This is a genomic window from Pseudoalteromonas sp. NH0006-46 (assembly GCF_057547735.1).
Genome location: NZ_BAAJML010000006.1, coordinates 94,254 through 119,631, shown reverse-complemented (window position 1 = coordinate 119,631; position 25,378 = coordinate 94,254). Strand labels below are relative to the sequence as shown.

Below are 25,378 nucleotides of genomic sequence, written 5' to 3'. Positions count from 1 at the left end.
TACTCTTATTTAGCTGTATCAATTGAAGCGGCGTCGTTTACTGAGCCACATACCATTGCTTTATCAATTCGTTTTGCCAGGCCTGTTAAAACTTTACCTGGGCCAAATTCGTAGCTTTGCGTTATACCTTGGGCGACTAGCGCTTGCACTGTTTCTGTCCAGCGTACTGGGCTGTATAATTGGCGAACGAGTGCATCTTTAATCGCGTCTGCTGCACTTTCTGCTTTTACATCTACATTATTAATTACATCACACTTAGGTGTATTAAATGTTAAAGCGGCTAAATCTGCTGCCAATTTATCTGCCGCAGGCTTCATTAGTTCACAATGCGAAGGCACACTTACCGAAAGCGGTAATGCGCGTTTTGCGCCGGCTTCTTTACAGGCTACTGATGCTCTATCTACAGCCGCTTTATGCCCCGCTATTACAACTTGACCGGGTGAATTGTAGTTAACTGGCGATACAACCTCGCCTTGCGCAGATGCTGCACACGCTGCTTTAATTTCGTCGTCGCCTAAACCAATAATAGCGGCCATAGAACCTACACCAGCCGGTACGGCTTCTTGCATATACAAGCCTCGGTTTTCAACCAATTTAACCGCTTCGCTTAAGCTAATTACGTTACTACATACCAGTGCTGAATATTCACCTAAGCTGTGCCCTGCCATTACGACATCGGCGTCTGGGTTTTTAGCTAACCAGTCGCGATAAATCGCAACGCTTGAGGTTAATAGTGCAGGTTGAGTTCGGTGGGTTTCGTTTAGTTTTTCTTCTGGACCGTTAAGAACTAACGCTGCTAAGTCGTATCCCAATGCGGTTGATGCTTCTGCAAACGTTGATTTTACAATGTCGGAAGTTTCTAGGAGCGCTTGTAACATACCTACGCTTTGCGAACCTTGACCTGGGAATAGAAGTGCAATTTTTTGTGCCATACTTTGCTCTTTTTAATTAAACAAATAAATAATGAAATACACGGCACATCAATTTACTGATTGGCCACCGTGTCTTTAGAATGTGTTTTTTCGAAAATAGCGGCTATTTTAGTGGGAAGTTGGCGTTCAACTTCTTTTACCGCTTCATCGATTGCTGCTTGAAATGCTTTAGCTGAGGCATTTCCATGGCTTTTAACGACAATACCGCGCAATCCTACCAGAGAAGCACCGTTATACTGGTCGGGGTTCACCCTTTTATAGAGTTTTTTTATGATTGGGCTAAGCATAAACGCCATACATTTATATAAAAGGTGTTTTTCGAGGGCTTTTGAGAACTTATTCATGATAAGTTTGGCTATGCCTTCACAGGTTTTAAGGGCAACATTGCCAACAAACCCTTCACATACAATGACGTCGGCCTTGCCTGTAAAAATATCGCTGCCTTCACTGTAGCCAATATAATTTATATGCGGACTTTGCTGCATTAATTGTGCGGCGTGTTTTATGTCGTCGTGGCCTTTTATGTCTTCGGCACCAATGTTTAATAAACTTACCCGTGGGTTATCACAGCCAAGCGCTTGGCCTGCAACCACTGAACCCATTAAACCAAATTGGTAGAGTATTTCGCTATCACAATGTACGTTGGCGCCTAGGTCGAGCAAATAAACTGGATTTTTACGCTCTGTAGGTACTGATGAAATAAGTGCGGGGCGTTTTACACCGGGCAACATTTTTAATACGTAATGCGCCATAAAAAATAATGCGCCAGTATTACCTGAACTTACACATGCTTGAGCCTCGCCTGATTTAACTAAATCAAGGGCAACACGCATTGAGGAATCTTTTTTTGAACGCACGGCAACAGCAGGTTCGCAGGCATTAGTGACTATTTCACTACAGTGACGAATTATGAGTCTTGGGTGAGATAAAGAATCGAGGGATTCGAGTTCTTTAGATATAACTTGCTCGTTACCACACAGAATAAGTGTAAGGTTGGCGTGAGCGTTTACTGCACTAACAGCAGCAGGAATAGATGAACGGGGGCCGTAATCGCCCCCCATCATATCTAACGCTATGGTTAGATTATTCAGCATCAAAGCAATCTCTTAGTTAGAAATTACTTGAACGCCTTTGTAGTAACCGTCAGCAGTTACATGGTGACGACGATGAGTCTCACCTGAAGTTTGGTCAACTGTTAAAGTTGGACCGTTGATCGCATCGTGTGAACGGCGCATGCCGCGTCTTGCACGAGACTTTTTGCTTTTTTGTACAGCCATTAGTCTTCTCCTAAGAATCTTTCTTAAGTTGTTTCAAAATATCAAATGGATTTGGTTTATCATCTTCCGCTTTTAATACACCAAAGCTGGCAGGCTTTGACGAGTAATTGCATGAAGCTTCGTTGTGTGTAGGCACTAATGGCACCGCTAAAATTAGTTCGTCTTCGATTAACTCAAACACGTTAATTTCACCGTTTTCATCAAGCGCTACTTCATCGTAGTCTTCTGGAAGATCATCCGACTCAGCATCCAAACCAACAGGCGAATACATAAAGTCTTGATCCAAATCCAACCCTAAATCATCATTACAACGTTGACAAGTTACAGTTACGTGTGTGGACAAATTGCCGCTAATCACAACTAAACCTTGCTCATCGTTTTTGCACTGAATTTTTACCGCTATTTCACCTACTTCTTCCTGTACAACACCTCGTAAACGAGTCAGTTTTTCAAGCGGTACAATACCATCGTATGATAAACGGTGTTGCGCTGCTTTCCCAGGATGAAGAGTGAAGGGAATTTTTACCTTTTGCATAGGGGCTGCATCATATAGATAGTTAGTTTGTTAGTCAAAGTAAAAAACCATTTTTACTAGGTTTTTCACGTGTTTTACTCACGGATCTGATTTATCCTAACTCAATCTGATTTATCTTAGGAAAACCACTCATGAAGCACCCGCTTATTTTAGCCTCAAGCTCGCCTTTTAGGCAGTCTTTATTACAAAAATTTAATTTACCGTTTGAAACCTTTTCGCCAGACGTTGATGAGTCAGCTCTTGAAAACGAGGCACCTCATGACCTAGTTAAGCGTTTAAGTGAACTTAAAGCTGCTGAATCTATTAAATATTTTAACGAAGGTTTAGTCATTGGATCTGATCAAGTGGCTGTGTTTAATAATCAAATACTAGGTAAACCGCATAATAAAGAAAACGCTGTAAAACAATTAAGCTTATTTAGTGGACAAACCGTAACTTTTTTAACGGGATTATGTGTTTTTGATATTCAAAGTGGGCAAAGCGAAAGTGTTGTTGAGCCATTTAATGTGACTTTTAAAACACTCACAACAGCACAAATTAGCGCATACTGCGATGCAGAACAGCCTTATAACTGTGCGGGTAGCTTTAAAAGTGAAGGACTCGGCATTTGTTTATTTGAAAAACTAAGCGGTGACGATCCTAATAGTTTAATTGGTTTACCACTCATTAAACTCAGCCAATTATTAGCTGAGTTTAATGTTGATGTATTGAGCCTACAAACTAAATAACATGCACTTTAGGTATTAGCCCATTAAAACCTGTTGCAACTGTTGGTAGCTATCGACTGTTGCAATTGGGTTAAACTCACTTAATTGCTGCGCATTGTGTACCCCCATGGTTACACCAATGCTATCTATGTTTGCAGCTTGTGCCATTTTCAAGTCGATTTGTGTATCGCCTATCATGAGAGCCTCATTGCCACTTACGCCAAGCTCAGCTAGTAATTGATAAAGCATATCGGGTGAGGGTTTAGATTGCGCGTCGTCGCTGGTGCGGGTTGCACTAAAAAAATGCCTCAGCTGGCTTTGATCTAATAAGCGTTCTAAGCCGTCTCTTCCTTTACCAGTTGCAATAGCAAGTACTGCCCCGTTTTGTTTGAGGGCATTGAGTACGTTTGCTACATCATCAAATACAGGTGTGGCTGTTGAGTCAACTTTATAATGTGCCTTGTATGCATTGATTAGTGCGGTTTGCTTTGTTGGGTGATTGGGAAATAACACCGCCATTGCTTTTTCAAGCGACAGCCCAATAATATTTTTTATTGCGATGTCACTTGGCGGAGCAATGCTTAAGGACTCTGCACTGTACTTAATACAATTAACTATTTTGCCAATTGAGTCCATAATGGTGCCATCCCAATCAAAAATAATTAATTTGTATTGTTTACTGGACATACATTAAGACTCTTTAGCTGCACGTAATTTTAATAAACAGTTGCTAAGTGCTTTATCAAGGGGTGCCTCAACACGCATGGTGGTTTCGTTTTTAGGGTGATAAAAACTTAAATCGTGGGCGTGTAAAAATAAGCGATTTAAACCTACTTTGCGCATTCCTGCGTCAAACGCTTGGTCACCATATTTATCGTCGCATGCAATTGGATGCCCTTTACATTGTGTGTGTACGCGAATTTGATGCGTTCGCCCTGTTACTGGCGACGCTTGTACAAGTGAACATTCGTTAAAACGCTCTAGTACTTTAAAACGAGTATGCGACGGTTTGCCTTCAACATTGTCAACACGTACAACCCGCTCGCCCGATTTAAGTGTATTTTTGCGCAGGCCTTCGGTTACATTTTTAGTTTTACCATCCCACTGCCCGTCAACTAGCGCCCAGTAGTTTTTTTCCATGGTTTTTTCACGAAGTTGCTCGTGTAACGATGTTAAAACAGAGCGACGTTTTGAAATAAGTAAACACCCCGATGTATCGCGGTCAAGCCTGTGCACTAGCTCAAGGTTACGCTCTTCTGGGCGAAGTACGCGTAGCGCTTCTATTAAGCCATAACTTAAACCACTGCCGCCATGAACTGCCATGCCCGACGGTTTATTTATAACAATAAGGTATTTGTCTTCAAATAAAATATCGTCTTCAAGGCGCGTTACTTTATCTAGCTTTGAAGGTACAAACTCTTCGCGCTCTGCCACTTTTATAGGTGGAATACGAATAACGTCGTCTAACTGTAATTTATACACTGGCTTAATGCGTTTTTTATTTACACGCACCTCGCCTTTTCTAAGAATTTTGTAGATTGCGCTTTTAGGCACCCCTTTTAAATGGGTAATAAGAAAGTTATCAATTCGCTGACCTAAATGGTCTTCGTTGATCGTGACAAAAGATACTTGTAAGCCGGTTTTTTCTGACATTGCCTAATCACTGATTTAAGTAAAATAATTTAGTTGCTAACACAGTTATAATAGTGGGATAATCAGCAGCGCAAATATTTTAGTATTTGCAAATAACAACGGTGCTTTTTAACACATTAAAACATTCGTGATGCACATTCTGGGTAGCCGATCATACAGATCCGAGTTAAGTTTTCCAAAGCTTTTATACATACCTAGTAAACACGTGCGGTCAATTAACAGCAATGCGCGTAATATATTGCAGGTTAAGTTTGAACATGAAGTGGTTTTTGATGCAATTGAAAAAGCAATGAACAGATAATTTGTCTGATAGTGACGGCGTAAAAAACGCCGTTCAGCAACTGCTCAATTATTGTAGTACCGTAAAGCAGCTTATTTAGAACTAAAAAAATCTAATAAATAAGTATTCATTAACATCGGCAGCGAATTTTGCTCTTAAACCGGAATTTAGCAATACATCATTGTACTGCTCACCAACTTAATGAGCCCTACGCACCTAATATGAATGACATTTAGTAAGATTGATATGACAGGCCGACTTCTGGGTAAAACTTGTAGACGTAGCTGAAAAGCCGACAGTTTTAACACCATTAAGAATTTAATAGCGTTTTAGTACGCTATTGTTTGCCAGCATTTAAAAAATACTGCTAACGAAAATACAGAGCCGTTCCGTTAAAGACCCAGTCGTGAGGCTGCATATTCTAAAAATAGGAACAACTGAACAGGCGAGAAAACATCGTCATGTCAGCGACATAATTTAATAGAGTAACAATATGAAACGTATGCTAATCAATGCAACGCAGCAAGAAGAAATGCGCGTAGCACTGGTTGATGGCCAGCGCCTATATGATTTAGATATAGAAAGCCCAGGTCACGAACAGAAAAAAGCCAATATTTACAAAGGCAAAATCACACGTATTGAACCATCTTTAGAAGCAGCATTTGTTGATTACGGTGCTGATCGTCATGGTTTCCTTCCTTTAAAAGAAATTGCCCGCACTTACTTCCCTGCTGGTTACACTTTCAATGGCCGTCCGAATATTCGTGACGTGATCAAAGAAGGTCAAGAAGTAATAATTCAAGTTGATAAAGAAGAACGTGGCCAAAAAGGCGCGGCGTTAACTACTTTCATCAGCGTTGCTGGTAGTTACTTAGTACTAATGCCTAACAACCCTCGTGCTGGCGGTATTTCTCGCCGTATTGAAGGTGATGAGCGCACCGAACTTAAAGAAGCGCTTGGCCGCTTAGAACTACCTAAAGGTATGGGCTTAATTGTGCGTACTGCAGGTGTTGGTAAATCGTTTGAAGAATTAAATTACGATTTAAAAGCGTTATTAGTCCACTGGGAAGCAATAAGACAAGCTGCCGACAGTGCTAAAGCACCGTTCTTAATTCACCAAGAAAGCAACGTAATTTTCCGTGCGATTCGTGATTATCTACGTCGTGATATTGGCGAAATTTTAATTGATAAGCCACGTGTTTTTGAAGAAGCTAAAGCGCACATAGAGCGTTTTCGTCCTGACTTTATGAGCCGTGTTAAGCTTTACCAAGGCGATACACCGTTATTTACGCACTACCAAATTGAAAGCCAAATTGAGTCTGCGTTTCAACGTGAGGTTCGTCTCCCTTCTGGTGGTTCAATTGTTATTGACCCTACTGAAGCACTTACGTCTATCGATATCAACTCGTCTAAAGCAACAAAAGGCGGCGATATTGAAGAAACAGCACTGAATACCAACCTAGAAGCGGCTGATGAAATTGCACGTCAATTACGTTTGCGCGACTTAGGCGGCTTGATTGTTATTGATTTCATCGATATGACACCACCACGCCATCAGCGTGAAGTAGAAAACCGCTTAAAAGACGCTGCTCGCCCAGATCGTGCTCGTGTACAAATTGGTAAAATTTCTCGCTTTGGTTTACTTGAAATGTCGCGTCAGCGTCTACGCCCTTCATTAGGTGAAGCAAGCCAAGGTGTGTGTCCTCGTTGTAGTGGTCAAGGTACAGTTCGCTCTAATGAGTCGATTGCACTGTCTATCCTTCGTTTAATTGAAGAAGAAGCAATAAAAGACAACACAGCACAAGTAAATGCACAAGTACCTGTTGCCGTGGCTGCTTACTTGTTAAACGAGCAACGCCGTAGTGTTCACCGTATTGAAAAGCATCACAAATGTGATGTAGTGATTATTCCTAATCAACATATGGAAACACCACACTACGAAGTAATGCGTTTGCGTAAAGACGAAACACTTGAAACCGTAAGTTACGAGCAAGTTGTTGCGCCTGAGCAAGAAGTGTTCGAAATGTCGAAGTCGCCTGCAGCACCTGTTCGTGAAGAGCCTATGCTTAAGGGTGTTGTTATGCCTTCAAGTCCTGCTCCACAAGCTGCGCCGGCTCCAGCAGCTAAGCCTGCAGCCGTAGCCGCCAAAGAAGAAGCGGGTTTATTTACTGCACTTGCTAACTGGTTTAAATCTATTTTTGCTAGCGAAACACCTGAGCAGAAAAAAGAAGCCATTGAAAAGCAACAAGAAGAAGCACGCAATAATAAGCGCCGTGGAAACGATAACCGCCGTCGTAATAACAATCAGCGTCGTCGTAATAATCCACGTTCTAAACAACGCACAGATCGCAATACTGATGAAGTAGAAACAAAAACTAGTTCACCAGCAACGAATGAGAACCAAGAGAAAAACGAAAACCGCAATAAGCGTCGTCGTAATTCTAACTCTCGTAAGCGCCCTGAGCACAAAGCAGATAAAGATCAAGCTAAAGCGACAGACGCACCAGCAAAAGCAAATACTGATACCAATGTAGCTGAAGCACCTAAAGAGCAAAAGCCTAAGGTTCGTCGTCAACGTCGTAACGTTCGTAAGAAAGTACGTATTCAAGACGAAAACGCTGAGCAACTACAAACAACTGATAAAACGCCTGTTGAAGCAGTTGCAGTAGAAGAAAAGCCGCAAGTTCAGCCAAAACCTGAAGCACAAGAAAAGCCAGTAGCCGCTGAAAAGCCAGCACCGGTAAAAGAAGAAAAGGTTAAGGTTGAGACTATTGAGTCGAAAGTTGAAACTGTAGACACTGAAGAAGAACAAACACGTACACGTTCACGTCGTTCTCCTCGTCATCTTCGTGCATCGGGTCAGCGCCGTCGTCGCCCTGAAGGCGAAAATGCTGAAAGTAAATCTGATGAAGCCCCTGCTTTTGTGCCAGTTGCTGACCAAGCTGCTGCAGAGTACGAAGCAGAACTTAAAGCAAAATCGGAAGAAACGGCTGTTGACGCGTCTGAACAGGTTGAAAAAGCCGTTGCTGTTGAAGATTTAGCTAAAGTTGAAGTGGCTCAAGAGCCAGTTAAAGCTGCAGAACCAGTGCAAGCTGAAGAGCCAGTTAAAGCTGAAGAACCAGTGCAAGCTGAAGAACCAGTTAAAGCTGAAGAGCCAGTGCAAGCTGAAGAACCAGTTAAAGCTGAAGAACCAGTTAAAACTGAAGAGCCAGTTAAAGTTGAAGAGCCAGTGAAAACTGAAGAGCCAGTGAAAACTGAAGAACCAGTGGAAGCTGAAGAGCCGTCTTTAGAAGCTGAGGCTGTGCCTGTTACAGCTGCTGAAACACCTGTAGAAGCCAAAGAAGCACCAGTGGTTGAAAAAGCGACTGAAGCAACTTTAAATTCTAAAACAGTGATCACAAAAGGGCATGCAAGTGCACCAATGGCACAACCTGCTCCAGCAGCAGACAGTGAAGTAAAACATGTACCAGCGGCTATGGCTCACGATAAACGTGAACTTATCCCTGATAGTGGTTTACGCGCAGGCTCAATTAAACCTGCTGGTCGTGCAAGTTCTGCAATGACAAAAACATTAAGCGCTGATTAGTAAACAGCACTTAATTTAAAAGCCCCGCTATTTAAAATAGCGGGGCTTTTTTGTTTTTAGTGAAGCTTTCCCTAAGTCTACAGAATACAATAATGAGAAGCTGCGCTTCTAACGTGAGCAAGCTCAACGTCTACAACACTAATGCGAATTACCTACAGGCGTTAAACTTGCTCACGCAAAATTGTTTAAAAAAAAGTGATTATGTCACCACCGAGAAGTAAAGGGGAAGCCAAGTAGAAGCAACAAAACCTATCTTTTTAACTCTGTGTAGCGCGAAGCGCCTCGGTGTGCTCTGTGGTCATATTTATAAATAACAAGAAGCTGCGCTTCTAACGTGAGCAAGCTCTACGTCTTGTATCTCTCATTTTAAGCTTCAAGGCCGTATTTAACTTTCTTGGAGCTTAAAATGAGAGATGGTATCTACAAAATAAAGTCAAACTTTACACCGTACATTACTAAGTGATTATGTCACCACCGAGAAGTGAAGGAGAAGCCAAGGAAAAGTGATTTAAGGGCTGGTGAATATTTTTTGGGTTTAACTTTGTTTATCTCTGTGCAGCGCCAGCGACTCTGTGTTCTCGGTGGTCATATTTATAAATAATAAGAAGCTTCGCTTCTAACGTGAGCAAGCTCTACGTCTACAAAGCCAACTCAAACTTTACACCGTACATTGCTAAGTGATTTTGTCACCAAGGAGTAGTGATTTAAGGGCTATTGTCTTCTCTGTGAAGCGCGCAGCGCCTCGGTGTTCTCGGTGGTAATATTATATTTATAAGAAACTGCGCTTAAGAAAAATGAAAAAAAGGCTTAATTTTACTTGTCTGCTCATTTGCCCCTCATTCACTACTCTTTGTACAATTAAGATCTTTAATCTATTTATAGATACGAAATTAACAACTAGCTTTAAATTAACTAGTGGCGTAACAGGCAAAAAAAAGCGCGATATGAATATCACGCTTTTAATCGGTTTGTTAACTCAGTACTGGGCTTATTCGCCTTCACTTTCCATAAAGCGTTGCAGTTGGTCTTTAAGGTTTGGCGGAATCCCTTTAATCACCAACGTGTCTGTTGCCTCGTTGTATGTTACACGCTCACCTAAATGCTTGCGCTCAAAGCTTACACTCACACCGCCGCCTAAACCTGAAAATTTAACCATACTGGTTACGGTTTTTTTATCGACTGGGAACGTTTCTTCTAAATCGTAACTCTGGTCTTTACAAAAGCTGTCAAACGGGCTGTCATCACCTTTTGAAATAGCGGCTGAAAGTTCACTTACGCTTGCTTCTTCGCCGGTAGTTACACAGTCATTGCAGTAATCAAACACCTGCTTACGTAAATCATCTTTTTCTGATTTATCGAACTGTTGCTCTGATAAATAATCCTCTACCGCATTTAGCATAACTTGGCTTTGTTGTTTTGGATCTACACCTTCTTCACAGCCTAAAAAGTCTAAGAAAAAGTCAGCAACCTTTCGCCCTGCTCTGCCCTTTATAAACGAAATATAACGATTATCTTCAGGTTGTGTATCCCATGCGGTTAAATCTATACGCGCTGCTAATTGCATACGAGAAATATCAAGATGACGCGAGGCTGCTAAATCTAGCTCTGAGGTCATTGAGTAATGCTCTTTAATATTAATCATCGCAATTAGCATATAATCAGTAGCCACGTATTGGTAATGACAAAATACCAAATAGCCTGTTTCGTTAAATGCGTATTTATCTAGCTCTTCTTTTAATACGGTAGATGCTTGCTCAGTTAAGTGCCAAAAGCCCAGCTCGTTATTGCGGTAACTTTGCATAGATGACGCAACAATACTGTTTTTTTCGCCACTAAAGGCGCAGTAACCTTTACCTGGCTTACCCGTGAATGCATGGTGTAATTGTTCGATAAAAACAGCGACTTTATCATTAATGATCATTTCGTCGTTGCGAAGGTGAATTTGCGTATCGTCATCTTTTTTGTCTACATAATGAACGACTAATTTTTTAACGTCTGTTGTCATCTTTGTTTTTCACGCCTCAAGTGTTAAAATACGGGAATATAACTATTTTATTGAACCAACTGATGCCAATCTTATCAAAATACTCTAATGAAGAAGTAGAACAAATCGTCGACCAGCTTATTGATGTGCTAACTCAACACAAAGCACCGGTTGATTTAAGTCTTATGTGTTTAGGAAATTCTATCACGCATATCCTAAAAGAGCATGTACCAACAGGGAAAAGACAAGCTGTAACTGAGAACTTTGCAAAAGCACTTTCACAGTCGGTTAAATAAACACATGAATTTATCGCAGCACAATCAGTTTTCATCAAAAGCAAGTCAGTTGCTAAGCTGGGGGCATTGGTTTACCTTTGCCAACATAGGTTTAGCGCTACTAATTAGCTTAAGCTATTTATTTGCTGACTCGCCTCCTACAAGCTTTATGGGCATTACCTATATGCTAGTAACATGGCTTAGCCATACTAGCTTTATTGCCTTTTTAGCGTTTGTGCTGACGGTATTTCCTCTGAGTTTAGTGTTTCCTTACCCACGCCATATTCGTGGCATGGCAGCTGTTATTGCCACCTTTGGCGCGTCTTTGTTAACTTTAGACGCTTATGTATATGTTAACTTGGGTTATCATTTAAACCCATCGGCCCTGCCCGAAATTATTTCTTTACTTTGGAACCGCTTAACCACCTCCCCGGCACTTACTACGTTTCTTGCAGGCGGTATTGTGCTATTGATTTTAGGTTTTCAATTAGTCGTAAGCAATTATACCTGGCACCATTTGGCACGCTTAAAACAGTTTAAATTTGCACGTTACGCTATTTCATTTTTAGTACTTTGTTTTGCATTTAGTCACAGCATTCATATTTGGGCAGACGCTAACTTAAAATTTGATATTACCAAGCAAGATAACGTGTTGCCGCTTTCGTACCCAACTACCGCTAAAAGCTTACTGGCTAAAAATGACTTGCTTGACATAGAAACTTACAACCAAGCTCATAGCGTAAAAATTAGTAACCAAAATATTAATTACCAAGCACCGGCACCACTTGCTAAGTGTGACGAGTTTACTCAAGCCAACGTAGATATTTTTGTGTTTGAAACTGATGCACAACTAATGAAGTTTGCAAATAACAACAAAGAGCTACATAAAACAGATCTATTTTTACAACCTACTAACCATGACGATATGCTGTTTGGTTTAGTATATGGTTTACCGTCGTATTACAAAGCCGCTATCTTACAAGAGCAAGTACTTCCAGCTTGGCAGAGTCAACGCCGTAGTATTGAAGTTGTGGGTATTGATAACCTCAACTTTATTAATGATCAAGCCCATACTAGTAATGCCATTAGAGTTATTAAAGGGAACGACGAGCAAGCGCCACGCGACAACACGCATGTTTTTGCCTTTAGTTTAGCAAGCGACAACGCAGAAGTAGTCACTACATCAACCTTATATACTTCTGATAAAAACATTGCTGAAATAAATGGGCTGATACAACCTAGCGATTTAATTACAACGAGTGTTGGCAAATACTTAAACTGCAGCGCCATTGCTAAACAAACAATGCTCGGTGTGAATTTATATAAGAAAAAAGATGATATGGGCGTTAATTACAGCCAAGGTGTTGTAATTGCTTATAAAAAAGATCGAATCACCTTAATTGATTCAGATGGTAACTTTAAAAATATTTCTGCCGCTGAAGGTTTTTCTATCGAACAGCGCTTAGATATTCCTTTTTTAGTGCAAAGCATTAAAAAGCTTAAAACCTTTTCTGAATAGCCTGAGTATTAACCTAGCTTGCGATACTGCCAAGCTAGGTTATAGTTTTATTACCTGTTAATGACTTAACAAAATAAACTACGTTCATGGATGGCTGTTATGACTAAATTCACTCCTTCTGCTGTACTATTTGCCTGTATGTGTTTTTTAAGTAGCGATTGCAACGCAACCACCTACTATAAATGCGTGACCGAAAAAGGCACTACCTTTTCTCAGTTCCCGTGTGATAACCAAGCAACGGCTTATAAAGTGACTACTGCTAACGTCACAGAGTCAGGACCTGATGCTAATTATTCAAAACAATTAAATGCACTTGAACGAGAGCAAATTTTAAAAGGCTTAGAGGCAGAGCTGCGCAGTAATAACCATAAGCTTGCTATTCTCGACAGAGACAAGCAACGTAATGAATACAAACAAAAGGAGCGCTTAAATCATATTTTGGCTGACGACGATAAAAAGCGAATTTCAAAAGACATCTCTAAAAAGCTTAAGTTAATAAATAAAGAATATAAAAAAGATGTATCTACCATTACCAAACGAATTAAAAAACTTGAGAAAAAAATCGAACGTTATAAAAAAGAGTAATTAATCGCCACTTTATTCAGTTTACACTGTGCGCTTTTAGTTAATTGAAAAATTTAGTCCCTATTAATTTAGCTTGGTTTTAAACCTAAAATAACATACCCTTAACAAAATAGAGTATAAGCTCTACTGTGTAATAAGGAGTGCTAATGCAGCCACGTAATATTGCTGAATTAATTTTAACTGGCTTTAAAAAGCACTATCAGCTTTTTCAAAAAATAACCGCTCAAGCGCCCCTTGCGTTTGCCAAACAAGACTGGCAAGCAATTAATGATATTAGCCGTTTGCGTATTAGTTACTACGATGAGCGCGTTAACGAAACAATACAGACCTTAAAACAAGATCACCCTTCGCACGAACTCGACGAAGTCCTTTGGCTTGAAGTTAAAAAACTATATCAACAATTTTTATGTTTTCACCCTCAGGCTGAACTTGCCGAAACATTTTATAATTCGGTGTTTTGCAGGCTTTACCATAGACGTTATTTTCATAACGATTTTATATTTGTACAAGCCACGCTAAAAGATGCGCCATCGGTTCCTGTTGAGTCAGAATACCGAAGTTATTTTCCAGTTGTTGATGGCCTTAAGCCTACAATTAAACGCATTATTAATCACTTTGACTTTAAAGCCCCGTTTGTTGATTTAGAGCGCGATATTCGTCTGCTAGTTAAAGCATTTTATAAACAAGCGCCTGACACGCATCATCAACCGTGGAAAATGCGCTTTGATATTTTACATACCGCGTTTTATCGTAATAAGGCCGCTTATATTGTTGGGCGGGTTGTGTCTGAAAGTGGTGTGCAACCTTTTATTATTGCTGTTCTTCACCACGAGGATAAAGGCTTATATTTAGATGCCCTACTCACTAAATCGTCACAGATGCGTGTTATTTTTGGCTTTGCCCGCGCTTACTTTATGGTTGAAACACACGCCCCTTCAGCACTTGTACGCTTTTTAAATGAGTTAATGCCCAACAAAACGATTGCAGAGCTATATAATGCAATCGGTTTTCATAAGCAGGGAAAAACTGAGTTTTATCGTGAATTTTTGAATCATTTAACACATTCAAATGATGAATTTACGATTGCACCAGGTACACCGGGTATGGTGATGATGGTATTTACACTCCCTTCTTTTGGTTATGTATTTAAGGTAATTAAAGACAAGTTTGGTGAGAGTAAACCGTTTGGTCGCGACACAGTTTTAAAACGTTATCAACTCGTTAAAAGTCATGACCGGGTTGGTAGAATGGCCGACACAATAGAGTATTCAAACGTCGTATTTCCTTTAGCACGATTTGATAGTAATTTACTTGAGCAACTTCATAAAACGATTGGCTCGTCTATGGTCATTGAAGGTGATTGGCTGATCATAAAGCATTTGTATATTGAGCGGCGCATGACACCATTAAACTTATTTTTAGAAAATGCTGATGACGCAAGCGCTGCTGATGCGATAGAAGAATACGGCCAAGCTTTAAAAGAAATGATAGCGGTTAATATTTTTCCTGGCGATATGCTATTAAAAAACTTTGGTGTAAGTAAACACAAGCGCATTATTTTTTACGATTACGACGAAGTGCAATATTTAACAGACATGAATTTTAGAGCGTTGCCCAAGGCCAAAAGCTACGATGACTACTTAATGGATGAGCAAACCTACTCTGTTGCCCCGCAGGACGTTTTCCCTGAGCAACTTTGCACATTTGTGACGCCAAACCCGACATACAAACAGTTTTTAATCAGCACACACCCTGAACTGATTGATGTTAACTTTTGGAAGCAGGCGCAACAAAATATAAAAAATGGCCTAATAAATCATATTTACCCGTACCCGACAGCACAGCGTTTTATCCATCACTGGTAGGCGCAAGGACACACACATGAATATAAGCAAAATAGATTTAAACTTACTTGTATACCTCGATACACTGCTTCGTGAGTGCAACGTTACACGCGCTGCAAATCAGTTAAGCATTACACAACCAGCTATGAGTAACGGCCTTAAGCGCCTTCGTAACCTTTTTAACGATCCTATTTTAGTTCGTACTAGCGATGGCATGGTGCCAACAGAACGTGCCATTGAGTTACAACCCGTCATTCGTGGCATACTCATGACGCTTGAAGAAACACTCGCACCAAACAGAGAGTTTGAAGCCAGCCAAAGTAAACGTGTATTCAGGATAATGGCCAGTGACTATGCAGCCAGTACACTTGCACCAAAACTACTAAGCAAACTGCACGAAGAAGCCCCAGATACAACGTTAGATATACTCACACCAAGCGACGTGACTTTTCACGATGTTGAAAACGGTAAAGTAGATATGGCAATTAACCGTTTTGAAAATCTTCCGCAATCGTTTCACCATAAGCGTATTTGGAAAGACAGCTTTTGCTGCCTAGTAAAAGCCGATAACCCAATAATCGAAAACTTCAGTCTTGATAGCTACCTAAAAGCTCGCCACATATGGGTAAGTAAAACAGGCTTTGGCGTGGGCGTTGGTATGGATCCAAAAGATGTGCAAAAACTGGGGTGGGTTGATGAAGCACTTGCTCATTTTGGTAAACATAGAAACATTGCCACATTTACACGTAACTACCATGTCGCCATTCACTTGGCAAAAGAGCAAAACTTAGTGGCTACTTTGCCATCAAAAGCGGCTAATATTTATTTAGACGATGCCGGTCTTAAAATTTTAGAGCCACCATTTCCTATTCCTCCTTTTGAATTAGACATGATTTGGAGCCCACTGCTGCACAGAGATGCTAGCCATATTTGGCTTCGTCAAAAAGTAGCTGAAGTGGCCGATGAACTAAAATAAATTTATTACACGATTATTTGTAAGATTTGCTAGGCGTCATAGTGTTTTTTCGCCTAGTTATTTTTATAAACTCTAGATACATATAAATATCAGTTACTTAACTCCGCCATTTAAAATGGAATGGCTCTTGCTTTAGTTATGATAAGTTTCATTCATAACATTAAAGAGGTCATTATGAACACCCTTCAAGGAACAGACGCTAATCATATTTCAGACATCATCCAAGTAATGAACAGCGGTATCGATTTTTACCAAAAAGCACAAGAGAATATTGAAGACCCCGCCATAGGGGCACTATTTCAGCGCATGATTGATGCGCGCAGAGTAAGTATTGAACGCCTGCAACCCTATGCTATAAACGAGCAAGGCGAGCGAGAAGAAGGGTCGTCATTTGCTGTTGAAGCACGCAGAGCATACACCGCGCTTCTTACCACGTTTAGTTCAAACAACGACAGCACCTATGTAAGCGAGCTTGAAGAGGTTGAGGACAAAACCTTAGCGGAAATTAAAGAAGCGATGGATAAACCACAACCTGCCGATTGTGAAGCCGCGCTTGCCGCAACACTCCTTACAATGCAAAGTTGTCATGCTGAAATGAGCCGAATGCAAAAAAGCTAACTAACCTGAATTGTTTTTTAGCTATTCAGTAAATTATTACCCATACAAACCCAGCGACAGGCTGGGTTTTTTATTACTCAAAAATCATGAATATGTTTTAGTTACATGTTAGAACATATTTTATACAAATATTTAATGTTATTAGAATATTTATTTAACTGTATTATTTTTCAGCTGTGCTAGTTTTGTTAATAGGATCCTAAAAACCTCGCTGTGGCGCCGCAGCTTTAATTAAAATAGTAAGGTCCAATATGAAAAATAAAACAGCTAAACTGCAAGATAACGCCGACGTAGACATGACCCCAATGCTTGATATTGTGTTCATACTGCTCATATTTTTTATTGTTACTACCTCATTTGTTAAACCCGTCGCCATTGAATTAAACCGCCCATTAGACAAGCCAAGTATTGAAAAACAAAGCAAAAATGCAGTTTTCAGTATTGATACAAATAACGGCGTTTACTTTTCAGGGAGGTTAATTGACTTAGAGCAAGTGTCGAACAACTTAGCCATGTTTGCAGCTAAATATGAAATAAGTTCGGTGCTTATAAAAGCAGATGAAAACAGTAAACACAATACGCTGATGACGGTGATGAATAACATTAAAGAGTATGATAACTACACAATTAGCTTAGTTTCTAATTAAAACCTATTAGCTAATCAGTGTTAAATATAAAACCAAAAAAAGGGCCTTTCGGCCCTTTGAGTTAAATAACGAAAGGGAGAGTTAGTTATTAAAAGCGGTACTCTGCGCCTACATAGTAGTATGCGCCGTTAAAGCCAAAAGGTGCTGAACGACGAGAGTATTCAAACACGCCATTACTACTTACAACAGTATTGCCGTTAGCGTCTACAATTGTGCCTGTACGAGAGTTACCAATTTCATTTTTGTCTGGGTATACATCAAACAAGTTATTAGCACCCACATTCACAGATAGGTTTTCGTTAATAAAGTAATTAACTTTTACGTCTGTTAGTATTTCGGCACCGTAAGTTTGACGACCACCGTCTTCTACTGTGTATTCACCAAAGCGATTAAGCGACAGATTAACGGTCCAGTCTTCATTTTGATAAAGCGCACTTAGGTTAATACGATCTTCTGGTTGCCATTCTTCAATAATCGAAATTTCTTGATCTGAAAACACGCTTTCAACTGGCACAGTTTCAAGACCAGAGCCTGATGGTGTGAATAACGAAACAACTTCAGTTTCTGTAAAGTTAGCAGCAAGGGTAAAATCAAGTGTGCCGCCAAACCCTTCAGTATTGTAGGTTGCAACAAAATCTATACCGCTTGTTTCTGTGTCTGCACCGTTTAAGAAAAACTGGCCTGCACCAGCACCTGAGCTAACAAGCGCTGCGTCTAAACTAGTAGAAAGTCCTTTACCTAAACGGTTACTGATAACAATTCGGTCGTCAATATCGATTGAGTAGTAATCTACCGTTACGTTAATGCTATCTGTTACGTTATATACAATACCTAAGCTACGGTTTTGAGATTTTTCTTCTTTAAGTTTTGGAATACCTAAACTTTGTGCCAGTGTAGAGTCGTTTCTGAACGTTCCCACTTCTTCGGCTACTAATGTGCCATTTGGCCCTACAACAAACTGTGTACTGATGTTGTTAAAGTAAAGTTGTTGCATAGACGGCGCTCTAAAGCCTGAGCTTAGCGCACCACGTAATGAAATATCGTCTGTAATTGCCCAGTTACCCGCTAACTTAAAGTTAACCGTGTCACCAAACCCTTTATAGTTATCGTAACGAAGTGCGCCCGATAAAATTACGTCTTCAATAACATATGCTTCAGCGTCTAAATAAAACGAAATCACATCTCGAGATTCATCAACTGATGATGCAGGTGACGAACCACCAAAGCCTTGCGTACCGCCAGACGCGTTTTCGCTGCCAACACCGCCACTTAAACCACTGTAAATGCTTACGCCGTTATTCGTATCGTAATCACGATAAGCATACTCATTACCAGCTAAAATACGGTACTCGTCGGTACGCATTTCTGCGCCCATTGCTAGTGAGTAATCGTCAAAGTTTTGAGTAAAATCTAAATTAATTGTTTGCAGAGACAATTCCATGCCATAAGCATACGCTTCACGCGGGATGCTCGCACGAATGTCAGCCGCGCTTAAGCCCTGTTCATAACGTAAAAAGTTAGCGTACGACGCGTTGATTGTATCGCTTGTTGTGTAGTCGATACTGTTTTCACCGTACGTGTACGATAAATCAAGGCTTGAATCGTTATCAAACTCTGTTTTGTAACCAAAGTTGTAAGAAATATCATCAATGGTGGTATTTATTTTTGGTAAAAAGCCAAGTGGAATTGTTGCGTCGCCATCTTGTAACACCGGATTGCCACCCGCATTAGCATTGTGACGGAAAAACGCGGCAGATTCGTTGTCGCGTGTTGAGTACGTGATAAACCCATATAATTCGCCATCGCCTAGTTCATAACCCGTATTTACGGTTAAACCAAACTGTTGCGAATCAGCATCACCAATTCTAAATGTATTACGATCAGCTGTTAATTCACGTGGGTCACCTGCCAGCAATGTTCCATCGCTGAGTTCTTCACAGCCGTAAAACTGACACGAACCATGCAAACCTGCACGATTAGTTGGCGCACGATCACGGTAATTAATAGTTGTATTTAAGTAGCCATTGTCACCGAGTGCAAAACCTTTGTTGAAATCAACATTAACTGTTTCACCGTCACCTTCAGAGTATTCACCGTAGTTAATTGCAGCTTTACCACCTTCACTGCCATCTTTTAATACAATGTTGATAACACCTGCAATTGCATCAGACCCATATTGAGCGGCTGCACCGTCACGAAGAACTTCAATACGCTTGATTGCAGAAGCCGGTATAGCATTCATATCGGTACCCGCAGTACCACGACCAACCGAGGTATTAATATGGATAATGCTAGCTTGATGACGACGTTTACCGTTGATCAATACCAATGTTTGATCGGGACCTAAACCGCGTAATGTTGCAGGTCTTAATGCATCTGTACCGTCGCTGATAGATGAACTTGAAAAGTTAAATGAAGGCGCAATTGCTTGTAGCATACGGCCCACTTCAGTCTGGCCTGTATTTTCAAGTGCTTCAGCACTTAAAATATCGACCGGAACGGGTAAATCTTCAACCGAACGCCCTGCTACACGGCTACCAACAATTGCAATTTTTTCGATTTTTTCTTGGGCAACGTCTTCTGCCGCATTTACACCTTGAGAATTTACCGCCAGTAATGCCGGTAATACTGCTGCACTGACTGCTGAAAGCTTCATCATGTTGTTATCATTCCTGTTGATTTGTTTGAGTTTTATACTCAGTAATCCATTTTGATCAACAACCGCATCGAGCCCAGTCCCTACCAATAATGCCTCCAGCGCATCTAGTTGGGTATAAAATCCATAGACTGAATTTGCTTCATATTCTTTAGCTAACTCGTATGAAAACACCACGGTTTGCTTGGTTTGTTTAGCAAATTCAATTAAGGCTTTGTCTGCTCGCTGCGCTTTTATATCAAATTGCACCATTTGCCCGGTAGTTTGACTTGCGGCTTGCACACTTAGGCTAAACATAGCGGGTGCAAACACACATAAACCACTCAATAAATGCAATTGGTTACTGCGCACTGTATATAAACAGCTGGCAAACAAAAATCCTCTATGGTTTTGTTTCTTTTTTTTAATCTTTTTTTTACGTGCAGGATTTAAAGATGCAACTTTATCTAACATATGTCTGATTTGCATAGCTGCTTCTTATGATTTTGTATTTTGCGTAAGCGTTACTGTGTGTTTACCTTGGCGTTCATGGCTAATAGAAAAGTTAGTGTGTAAACTTTCTAACAGACCAGTCACATCGCCTGCTTTAAACACACCGGCTACTTTAATAGACGCAAGTTCTTCTGACGATAATTTAAAGCGTGTAGAGGTATAACGGCTCACTTCATTTAAAGCGTCGCTAAGCGGTTCACCATTAAAAACAAGCATGCCATTTTGCCAAGCTAAATCACGTTCAACATCATCAATAGAAAGCTGAGTGATTGGCTTAGTGATGCTTTTTTCTATAACAGCCTTTTCGCCAGAGGTAACTATATTGGCATTAATTTGGCGTATTTTTTCTGCATTTTTATCAGCTAACTGATAGGCTTTAAAGTCGCTGGCATCCACTGCTACACTCGGATCGGTGATCATTACTTTGCCTTCGGTTACCACCAGCTCTAAGTCGGAAGATGTATTGCGCTGAACATTAAATACAGTACCCAATGCAGTAAAACTTTTATTGCCAGCCATTACACTAAATGGGCGAGATGCATCTTTAGCAACGTTAAATCGACCTTCCCCCCTATTGAGCAATAGTTGTCTGCGGCCTTTGCTATAAGCGACTTCTAATAAACTATTTGTATTTAATTGCACAATGGTGCCGTCGGGTAATGCGTAAGTTGCTTGCTCGCCAACTTTAGTTCTATAAATTTTAGTGTAATTAACTTTTGCTAACTGTTGGCTGTAACCGTTTTCTAAATTAATTAATAGATAACTACACACCATAAGTGCTGCAAATAAACTGGCTGCAATAGACGTTGAAACCAGCCATCTTTTTTTAGGTTGCTTACTATTACGATGAGGGAATAAATTACTGAGCTCGTTTAAAACAGATATTTCATCCCATAGGTGGGCTAGCTCGTAAAGTGCATCTTGGTGGGCGTTGCTTTGCATCATCCACAGTGTAAACTGCTCTTTTTCATCTTTTGATAAGCCACGGTCAATGGCGCTGATCCAGTTACAAGCTGTTTCTAAGATTAAATCTTTTGAAGTAAATTGATGAACATTGCTCATTTTGCAACCCTCTTTACGGTTAACGGATAGAGAGAATTGTCGTGATTAGTTTTTGCCACTTGGCTTTGATCGTGTTCGCGCATGTAAAGCATGGTTTTTAATAACCCTTTAGCAATGTGTTTTTCAACAGTACTCTGACTAAGCTGCATCTCGCTTGCGATCTCTTTTTGGCTCATGCCATATACTTTTTTTAGTATAAAACATTTACGGGTTGATGGACTTAATTGCTCTGTTGCTCTACAAAACAGTAAAAAACGCTCTTTGGACGTGTATTCGTCTTCAAGCTGCATTGACTTTAGCAACACAGGTAATTCGCTGTCATCATCAAGCGAATCATTAAATTTGTTGTCCCACTTAGCCACATGGTTTAATGCTAAATGTTTAGCGGTTTTTAACATGTAACTACGGGTATACTGAATATCTTGTTTTAAATCAGCCTCGTAGCTTTTTATAAATGTTTCTTGCACAATGTCGTCTACGTCATCAGGCTGTACAATTCGAGAAACAAAGCGTTTAAGTTGGCTTGAAATATCAACAAATGTTGACGCAAATTTATTCTTTTGGGTCATGTTTAGTAAACACCTGTTGTTATTATTGTTACCGTAAGATTACGAGTTTTGAATATAAAAAACTAGTTAAATGTAAATTTTTAGTTGTATAAATGTCATATTTTTTTATTAGGGGTATTCATGGGTAAAATTTTAGACTACATCCGACTGAGTTTTTTTGCTTGCGGGCTGCTTTTAGGCGTGCAAATACCTGCATTTGTCAGTGATTTTGGCCAAGCATTAAACGCTCAATTAGTTGAGGCAAATAATGCGATTGCGCCTTTTCAAAAGGACGCCAAAAAATACTTTAACAACGACCTAACCAAATTAATAGAACACTATGAAAATTTAGGCGATGAAATTGTCGGTAAAGGTGCCAATCATATTCAAACTCTCAGCCAGCGTCAGCAAACGTTGGTAAAGGCTGTTGATGCGTTTTCAAGTTCGCCTTATCTGTTTACACTTACCAGCGAGCTACACACTATAAAACAGCAAGTATGGCAACGTTTTGAAGGGCAAATAATTTTAAAAACAGACTCTATTACAGCAGCAATTATCTTTGCAATAATCATTGCATTTATTGCAGAACTTACAGGCTTTTTGTTGATGGCTGTAATTAAGCGCACTTACCACCGATTAGTCGGTGCATGTGAATAACGATTTCATAAAATCAAAAAATACCTCTGTTTTTCGAGTTGTTAAACTATTTTGTGGCCGTAAAAACCATACAGGGGCATCGCTTTGTGCCAATACGTTTGGCATCACTTCTACTAATGCGCCATTTTTAAGTTCGTCATTTATGGCAAGTCTTGATTTTATAGCAATGCCATGACCCGCAATGGCAGCTTGTGTCATGTTGTCGGAGTTTGAAATAGTAAAACGTGTTTGTGCATTAAATGTGTGAATTTTTTGTTGGGCATCATAAAGCTTTAACTGGCGTTGCCATGGTAGGCAGACCCAAAAATGTTTTTCCAACTCAGTAATGGTTGTTGGCATTGAATGCTTTTTTATATAGCTGGGTGCGGCGCATAATATACGACTGTTATTGACTATTTTACGCGAAAGCAATCCTGAATCATTTAATTGCCCTACACGAATAGCCACATCTTGCGCATCATCAACCACGTTTACAAATTGATCGGTTATTAAAAAGTCTAGCTTTAGATCTGGAAAAGCGTGCTCAAATTCATTAAGCCTAGGCATTACATATTTAGAGAAAACCCAAGGTGGCATGGTGACTCTCAATAATCCACTTACTGATGAACTTCGTGCGCCAATACTGTGCTCTGCATCGCGTAATGCTTCAATTATGGCACCAATACGGGTATAGAATATTTCTCCCGCTGGGGATAAGCGAACGCGTCTGCTGTCTCTAAACACAAGCACAGTAGCTAGCTCTCGCTCTAATTTACTTAAGCGGTGACTCACCGTTGCAGGTGATAAACGCTGTTCACGAGCAGCTGCCAACACCCCTTTATTTTCAACCACGGCAATAAACGTTTCTAGGTCACTTAAACTGTACATAAAAAACCACAGTGTCTTTTCAATGTTTAATATTTTCGAATGAAGCTTTCAGTTTTGCAATGTTTATTTAAATATTTAAAACCATATACTTTTATGCAATTTAATAATTGATGAGACTAAGCCATGAGTTTAAAAGCACAAATAGATGCATTTAATGTTCAAAAAGAAGCTAATTTACCCGCAGACGTTTTAGCATTAATGAATACAACGAACGAAGAATTAATTGCTCAGCACATAAAAAACAATGCCCTACAGGTAGGAGATAAGGTAGAAAATTTTACCTTGGCAAACCATCTAGGCAAAAATGTAGAACTGGTAGATTTATTAAAAAAAGGCCCAGTAGTGATTAGTTTTTACCGTGGTGCCTGGTGCCCGTATTGTAATTTAGAATTAAAAGCATTGAATGATTATTTACCTCAATTTAAAACTAAGAGCGCTCAGTTAATCGCCATATCTCCCCAGCTGCCAGATCAAACCTTAACGACTGCCCAAAAAAATGAGCTCGAGTTTGATGTGCTCTCAGATGTTGGTAATAAGGTTGCACAGCAATTTGGCTTGTTGTTCACACTCGATAAACGTATTCAAGAGTTATATACCGGCTTTGGGATTGATTTTGAACAAACCTACGGCGACAAAACTTACCAGCTACCCCTTCCTGCAACCTATGTAATTAACCAAAATGGCATCATTACATACGCGTTCTTAAACGAAGATTACACATTGCGTGCAGAGCCGAGTGATGTGATGACCGCACTCGATGGAGAAAAAAAATAATGCCTTTACTAAAATCATTAAAATTACTCACACTACCCCTTACTTTAGCTGCTAGCTTATTAGTAAGTTCAGTAAATGCAGAAGAAAGTAAAGACAAACCAAAAGTACTTATTTTTGATGTAAACGAAACCTTGCTCGACCTAACCAGTATGCGCACCTCAATAGGAAAAGCATTAGGTGGCAGAGAAGATTTACTGCCTTTGTGGTTTTCAACCATGTTACACAACTCGCTGGTAGAGACAGTAACCGGTGATTACCATGACTTTGGCCAAATTGGTGTAGCTTCACTAGCTATGGTGGCAAAGAATAACAATATTAATATTACCAACGAGGAAGCTAAAACAGCCATTGTTACGCCGCTGTTATCACTACCGCCGCACAGCGATGTGAAAGATGGACTGGCAAAACTCAAAGCGCAGGGCTATAAGTTAGTAAGCTTAACTAATTCGTCAAATAAAGGGGTTAAAACTCAATTTGAAAATGCAGGTTTGTTGTCATATTTTGACGCGCGTTACAGCATTGAAGATATTAAAATATATAAACCTGATTTACGTGCCTACGACTGGGTACTTAAAAAGTTAAACGTAGCACCCAACGAGGCTATGATGATTGCTGCGCATGGTTGGGATGTAGCGGGTGCTAAACAAGCGGGCTTACAAACAACCTTTATTGCACGCCCAGGTAAAGCGTTATATCCGCTTGCGAAAAAACCTGATCACGTTGTGAAAGATTTACATGAATTAGCCGCTCTACTTAAATAACGAGCGTTACTTACAAAATCAATACCCAAGCGGCCAATCTCAGGAAGAGTTTGACCGCTTTTTTATCACTAAAAACCGCGTATAAACAACGTATTTAGCGATTTTAACTGCTAGCAATTTACCCCTCACAACGTTACTATTTA

The 25,378-nt window shown here is 40.1% G+C and carries 23 protein-coding genes; 12 read left to right on the top strand and 11 right to left on the bottom strand.

Annotated elements, in window-relative coordinates; translation table 11 throughout:
- Positions 1 to 5 precede the first annotated feature (5 nt).
- The 4 genes from fabD to yceD are packed head-to-tail and all read right to left on the bottom strand — an operon-like array spanning position 6 to position 2,744.
- Entirely contained in the window at positions 6 to 932 is a 927-nt protein-coding gene (fabD, locus tag AC27I2_RS12945) for an ACP S-malonyltransferase (protein WP_487204486.1), read from the bottom strand.
- A gap of 53 nt (positions 933 to 985) precedes the next feature.
- The gene (gene plsX / locus AC27I2_RS12940) at positions 986 to 2,026 is read right to left on the bottom strand and encodes a phosphate acyltransferase PlsX (RefSeq protein WP_006792307.1); all 1,041 of its coding nucleotides are present in this window, start codon (positions 2,024 to 2,026) and stop codon (positions 986 to 988) included.
- A gap of 12 nt (positions 2,027 to 2,038) precedes the next feature.
- A complete protein-coding gene (gene rpmF, locus AC27I2_RS12935) occupies positions 2,039 to 2,209 on the bottom strand; it encodes a 50S ribosomal protein L32 (RefSeq protein ID WP_004587686.1) in 171 nt (56 codons plus the stop codon).
- A 10-nt stretch (positions 2,210 to 2,219) separates the two neighbouring features.
- Entirely contained in the window at positions 2,220 to 2,744 is a 525-nt protein-coding gene (gene yceD, locus AC27I2_RS12930; RefSeq protein ID WP_006792308.1) for a 23S rRNA accumulation protein YceD, read from the bottom strand.
- Positions 2,745 to 2,875: 131 nt separating this feature from the next.
- Here yceD and AC27I2_RS12925 point away from each other — a divergent pair, with 131 nt between their 5' ends.
- Positions 2,876 to 3,472 carry a Maf family protein gene (locus tag AC27I2_RS12925; RefSeq protein WP_487204485.1) on the top strand — a complete coding sequence of 199 codons (597 nt, stop codon included), beginning with the start codon at positions 2,876 to 2,878 and terminating at the stop codon, positions 3,470 to 3,472.
- Positions 3,473 to 3,487: 15 nt separating this feature from the next.
- Here AC27I2_RS12925 and AC27I2_RS12920 read toward each other — a convergent pair whose 3' ends face one another.
- Together AC27I2_RS12920 and rluC are read right to left on the bottom strand one after the other, a co-directional pair.
- Positions 3,488 to 4,138 carry an HAD-IA family hydrolase gene (locus tag AC27I2_RS12920; protein WP_138530538.1) on the bottom strand — a complete coding sequence of 217 codons (651 nt, stop codon included), beginning with the start codon at positions 4,136 to 4,138 and terminating at the stop codon, positions 3,488 to 3,490.
- A gap of 3 nt (positions 4,139 to 4,141) precedes the next feature.
- Entirely contained in the window at positions 4,142 to 5,104 is a 963-nt protein-coding gene (gene rluC, locus AC27I2_RS12915; protein ID WP_058406047.1) for a 23S rRNA pseudouridine(955/2504/2580) synthase RluC, read from the bottom strand.
- A 773-nt stretch (positions 5,105 to 5,877) separates the two neighbouring features.
- Between rluC and rne the strand changes: the two genes are divergently transcribed.
- Entirely contained in the window at positions 5,878 to 8,970 is a 3,093-nt protein-coding gene (gene rne / locus AC27I2_RS12910) for a ribonuclease E (protein WP_487204484.1), read from the top strand.
- Between the two features lie 988 nt (positions 8,971 to 9,958).
- On the opposite strand, the gene yejK is transcribed toward rne, so the two are convergent.
- Entirely contained in the window at positions 9,959 to 10,975 is a 1,017-nt protein-coding gene (gene yejK, locus AC27I2_RS12905; protein ID WP_219422692.1) for a nucleoid-associated protein YejK, read from the bottom strand.
- 62 nt (positions 10,976 to 11,037) lie between these two features.
- Here yejK and AC27I2_RS12900 point away from each other — a divergent pair, with 62 nt between their 5' ends.
- The 7 genes from AC27I2_RS12900 to AC27I2_RS12870 all read left to right on the top strand — a co-directional run bounded on the left by AC27I2_RS12900 (position 11,038) and on the right by AC27I2_RS12870 (position 17,418).
- Positions 11,038 to 11,250 carry a YejL family protein gene (locus tag AC27I2_RS12900; protein ID WP_006794656.1) on the top strand — a complete coding sequence of 71 codons (213 nt, stop codon included), beginning with the start codon at positions 11,038 to 11,040 and terminating at the stop codon, positions 11,248 to 11,250.
- A 4-nt stretch (positions 11,251 to 11,254) separates the two neighbouring features.
- Positions 11,255 to 12,748: a DUF3413 domain-containing protein gene (locus tag AC27I2_RS12895; protein WP_138529899.1), complete on the top strand. Its 1,494-nt coding sequence runs from the start codon at positions 11,255 to 11,257 to the stop codon at positions 12,746 to 12,748.
- Between the two features lie 138 nt (positions 12,749 to 12,886).
- Positions 12,887 to 13,333, top strand: a complete 447-nt coding sequence (locus AC27I2_RS12890) for a DUF4124 domain-containing protein (protein ID WP_487204574.1) — start codon at positions 12,887 to 12,889, stop codon at positions 13,331 to 13,333.
- 146 nt (positions 13,334 to 13,479) lie between these two features.
- Positions 13,480 to 15,198 carry a bifunctional isocitrate dehydrogenase kinase/phosphatase gene (gene aceK, locus AC27I2_RS12885; protein WP_219422689.1) on the top strand — a complete coding sequence of 573 codons (1,719 nt, stop codon included), beginning with the start codon at positions 13,480 to 13,482 and terminating at the stop codon, positions 15,196 to 15,198.
- Positions 15,199 to 15,214: 16 nt separating this feature from the next.
- A complete protein-coding gene (locus AC27I2_RS12880; RefSeq protein ID WP_006794660.1) occupies positions 15,215 to 16,153 on the top strand; it encodes a LysR family transcriptional regulator in 939 nt (312 codons plus the stop codon).
- A gap of 174 nt (positions 16,154 to 16,327) precedes the next feature.
- A complete protein-coding gene (locus AC27I2_RS12875; protein WP_219422688.1) occupies positions 16,328 to 16,771 on the top strand; it encodes a ferritin-like domain-containing protein in 444 nt (147 codons plus the stop codon).
- Positions 16,772 to 17,022: 251 nt separating this feature from the next.
- Complete coding sequence (locus AC27I2_RS12870) at positions 17,023 to 17,418, top strand: ExbD/TolR family protein (protein ID WP_487204483.1); 396 nt, start codon at positions 17,023 to 17,025, stop codon at positions 17,416 to 17,418.
- A gap of 88 nt (positions 17,419 to 17,506) precedes the next feature.
- Here AC27I2_RS12870 and AC27I2_RS12865 read toward each other — a convergent pair whose 3' ends face one another.
- The 3 genes from AC27I2_RS12865 to AC27I2_RS12855 are packed head-to-tail and all read right to left on the bottom strand — an operon-like array spanning position 17,507 to position 22,197.
- Positions 17,507 to 20,542 (bottom strand): TonB-dependent receptor plug domain-containing protein, encoded by a 3,036-nt coding sequence (locus AC27I2_RS12865; protein WP_487204482.1) that lies wholly within the window; start codon positions 20,540 to 20,542, stop codon positions 17,507 to 17,509.
- A gap of 9 nt (positions 20,543 to 20,551) precedes the next feature.
- On the bottom strand, positions 20,552 to 21,628 hold the full coding sequence (locus tag AC27I2_RS12860; protein WP_487204481.1) for a FecR family protein: 1,077 nt from the start codon (positions 21,626 to 21,628) through the stop codon (positions 20,552 to 20,554).
- Positions 21,625 to 22,197 (bottom strand): RNA polymerase sigma factor, encoded by a 573-nt coding sequence (locus AC27I2_RS12855; protein ID WP_138529911.1) that lies wholly within the window; start codon positions 22,195 to 22,197, stop codon positions 21,625 to 21,627. The genes AC27I2_RS12860 and AC27I2_RS12855 overlap by 4 nt, the downstream gene beginning before the upstream one ends.
- Before the next feature lie 120 nt (positions 22,198 to 22,317).
- On the opposite strand from AC27I2_RS12855, the gene AC27I2_RS12850 reads away from it, so the two are divergent.
- Positions 22,318 to 22,833 carry a DUF2937 family protein gene (locus AC27I2_RS12850; RefSeq protein ID WP_487204480.1) on the top strand — a complete coding sequence of 172 codons (516 nt, stop codon included), beginning with the start codon at positions 22,318 to 22,320 and terminating at the stop codon, positions 22,831 to 22,833.
- On the opposite strand, the gene AC27I2_RS12845 is transcribed toward AC27I2_RS12850, so the two are convergent.
- Positions 22,813 to 23,700: a LysR family transcriptional regulator gene (locus AC27I2_RS12845; RefSeq protein ID WP_219422682.1), complete on the bottom strand. Its 888-nt coding sequence runs from the start codon at positions 23,698 to 23,700 to the stop codon at positions 22,813 to 22,815. The two genes, AC27I2_RS12850 and AC27I2_RS12845, sit on opposite strands and share 21 nt — an antisense overlap.
- Before the next feature lie 123 nt (positions 23,701 to 23,823).
- On the opposite strand from AC27I2_RS12845, the gene AC27I2_RS12840 reads away from it, so the two are divergent.
- Entirely contained in the window at positions 23,824 to 24,474 is a 651-nt protein-coding gene (locus AC27I2_RS12840) for a peroxiredoxin-like family protein (RefSeq protein WP_058406038.1), read from the top strand.
- Positions 24,474 to 25,235: a haloacid dehalogenase type II gene (locus tag AC27I2_RS12835; protein WP_487204479.1), complete on the top strand. Its 762-nt coding sequence runs from the start codon at positions 24,474 to 24,476 to the stop codon at positions 25,233 to 25,235. Before AC27I2_RS12840 ends, AC27I2_RS12835 begins: the two co-directional genes overlap by 1 nt.
- Positions 25,236 to 25,378 lie beyond the last annotated feature (143 nt).

Coding starts and splice junctions, on each gene's coding strand:
- fabD (WP_487204486.1), bottom strand. CDS start 932: ATGGCACAAAAAATTGCACTTCTATTCCCAGGTCAAGGTTCGCAAAGC.
- plsX (WP_006792307.1), bottom strand. CDS start 2,026: ATGCTGAATAATCTAACCATAGCGTTAGATATGATGGGGGGCGATTAC.
- rpmF (WP_004587686.1), bottom strand. CDS start 2,209: ATGGCTGTACAAAAAAGCAAAAAGTCTCGTGCAAGACGCGGCATGCGC.
- yceD (WP_006792308.1), bottom strand. CDS start 2,744: ATGCAAAAGGTAAAAATTCCCTTCACTCTTCATCCTGGGAAAGCAGCG.
- AC27I2_RS12925 (WP_487204485.1), top strand. CDS start 2,876: ATGAAGCACCCGCTTATTTTAGCCTCAAGCTCGCCTTTTAGGCAGTCT.
- AC27I2_RS12920 (WP_138530538.1), bottom strand. CDS start 4,138: ATGTCCAGTAAACAATACAAATTAATTATTTTTGATTGGGATGGCACC.
- rluC (WP_058406047.1), bottom strand. CDS start 5,104: ATGTCAGAAAAAACCGGCTTACAAGTATCTTTTGTCACGATCAACGAA.
- rne (WP_487204484.1), top strand. CDS start 5,878: ATGAAACGTATGCTAATCAATGCAACGCAGCAAGAAGAAATGCGCGTA.
- yejK (WP_219422692.1), bottom strand. CDS start 10,975: ATGACAACAGACGTTAAAAAATTAGTCGTTCATTATGTAGACAAAAAA.
- AC27I2_RS12900 (WP_006794656.1), top strand. CDS start 11,038: ATGCCAATCTTATCAAAATACTCTAATGAAGAAGTAGAACAAATCGTC.
- AC27I2_RS12895 (WP_138529899.1), top strand. CDS start 11,255: ATGAATTTATCGCAGCACAATCAGTTTTCATCAAAAGCAAGTCAGTTG.
- AC27I2_RS12890 (WP_487204574.1), top strand. CDS start 12,887: ATGTGTTTTTTAAGTAGCGATTGCAACGCAACCACCTACTATAAATGC.
- aceK (WP_219422689.1), top strand. CDS start 13,480: ATGCAGCCACGTAATATTGCTGAATTAATTTTAACTGGCTTTAAAAAG.
- AC27I2_RS12880 (WP_006794660.1), top strand. CDS start 15,215: ATGAATATAAGCAAAATAGATTTAAACTTACTTGTATACCTCGATACA.
- AC27I2_RS12875 (WP_219422688.1), top strand. CDS start 16,328: ATGAACACCCTTCAAGGAACAGACGCTAATCATATTTCAGACATCATC.
- AC27I2_RS12870 (WP_487204483.1), top strand. CDS start 17,023: ATGAAAAATAAAACAGCTAAACTGCAAGATAACGCCGACGTAGACATG.
- AC27I2_RS12865 (WP_487204482.1), bottom strand. CDS start 20,542: ATGCAAATCAGACATATGTTAGATAAAGTTGCATCTTTAAATCCTGCA.
- AC27I2_RS12860 (WP_487204481.1), bottom strand. CDS start 21,628: ATGAGCAATGTTCATCAATTTACTTCAAAAGATTTAATCTTAGAAACA.
- AC27I2_RS12855 (WP_138529911.1), bottom strand. CDS start 22,197: ATGACCCAAAAGAATAAATTTGCGTCAACATTTGTTGATATTTCAAGC.
- AC27I2_RS12850 (WP_487204480.1), top strand. CDS start 22,318: ATGGGTAAAATTTTAGACTACATCCGACTGAGTTTTTTTGCTTGCGGG.
- AC27I2_RS12845 (WP_219422682.1), bottom strand. CDS start 23,700: ATGTACAGTTTAAGTGACCTAGAAACGTTTATTGCCGTGGTTGAAAAT.
- AC27I2_RS12840 (WP_058406038.1), top strand. CDS start 23,824: ATGAGTTTAAAAGCACAAATAGATGCATTTAATGTTCAAAAAGAAGCT.
- AC27I2_RS12835 (WP_487204479.1), top strand. CDS start 24,474: ATGCCTTTACTAAAATCATTAAAATTACTCACACTACCCCTTACTTTA.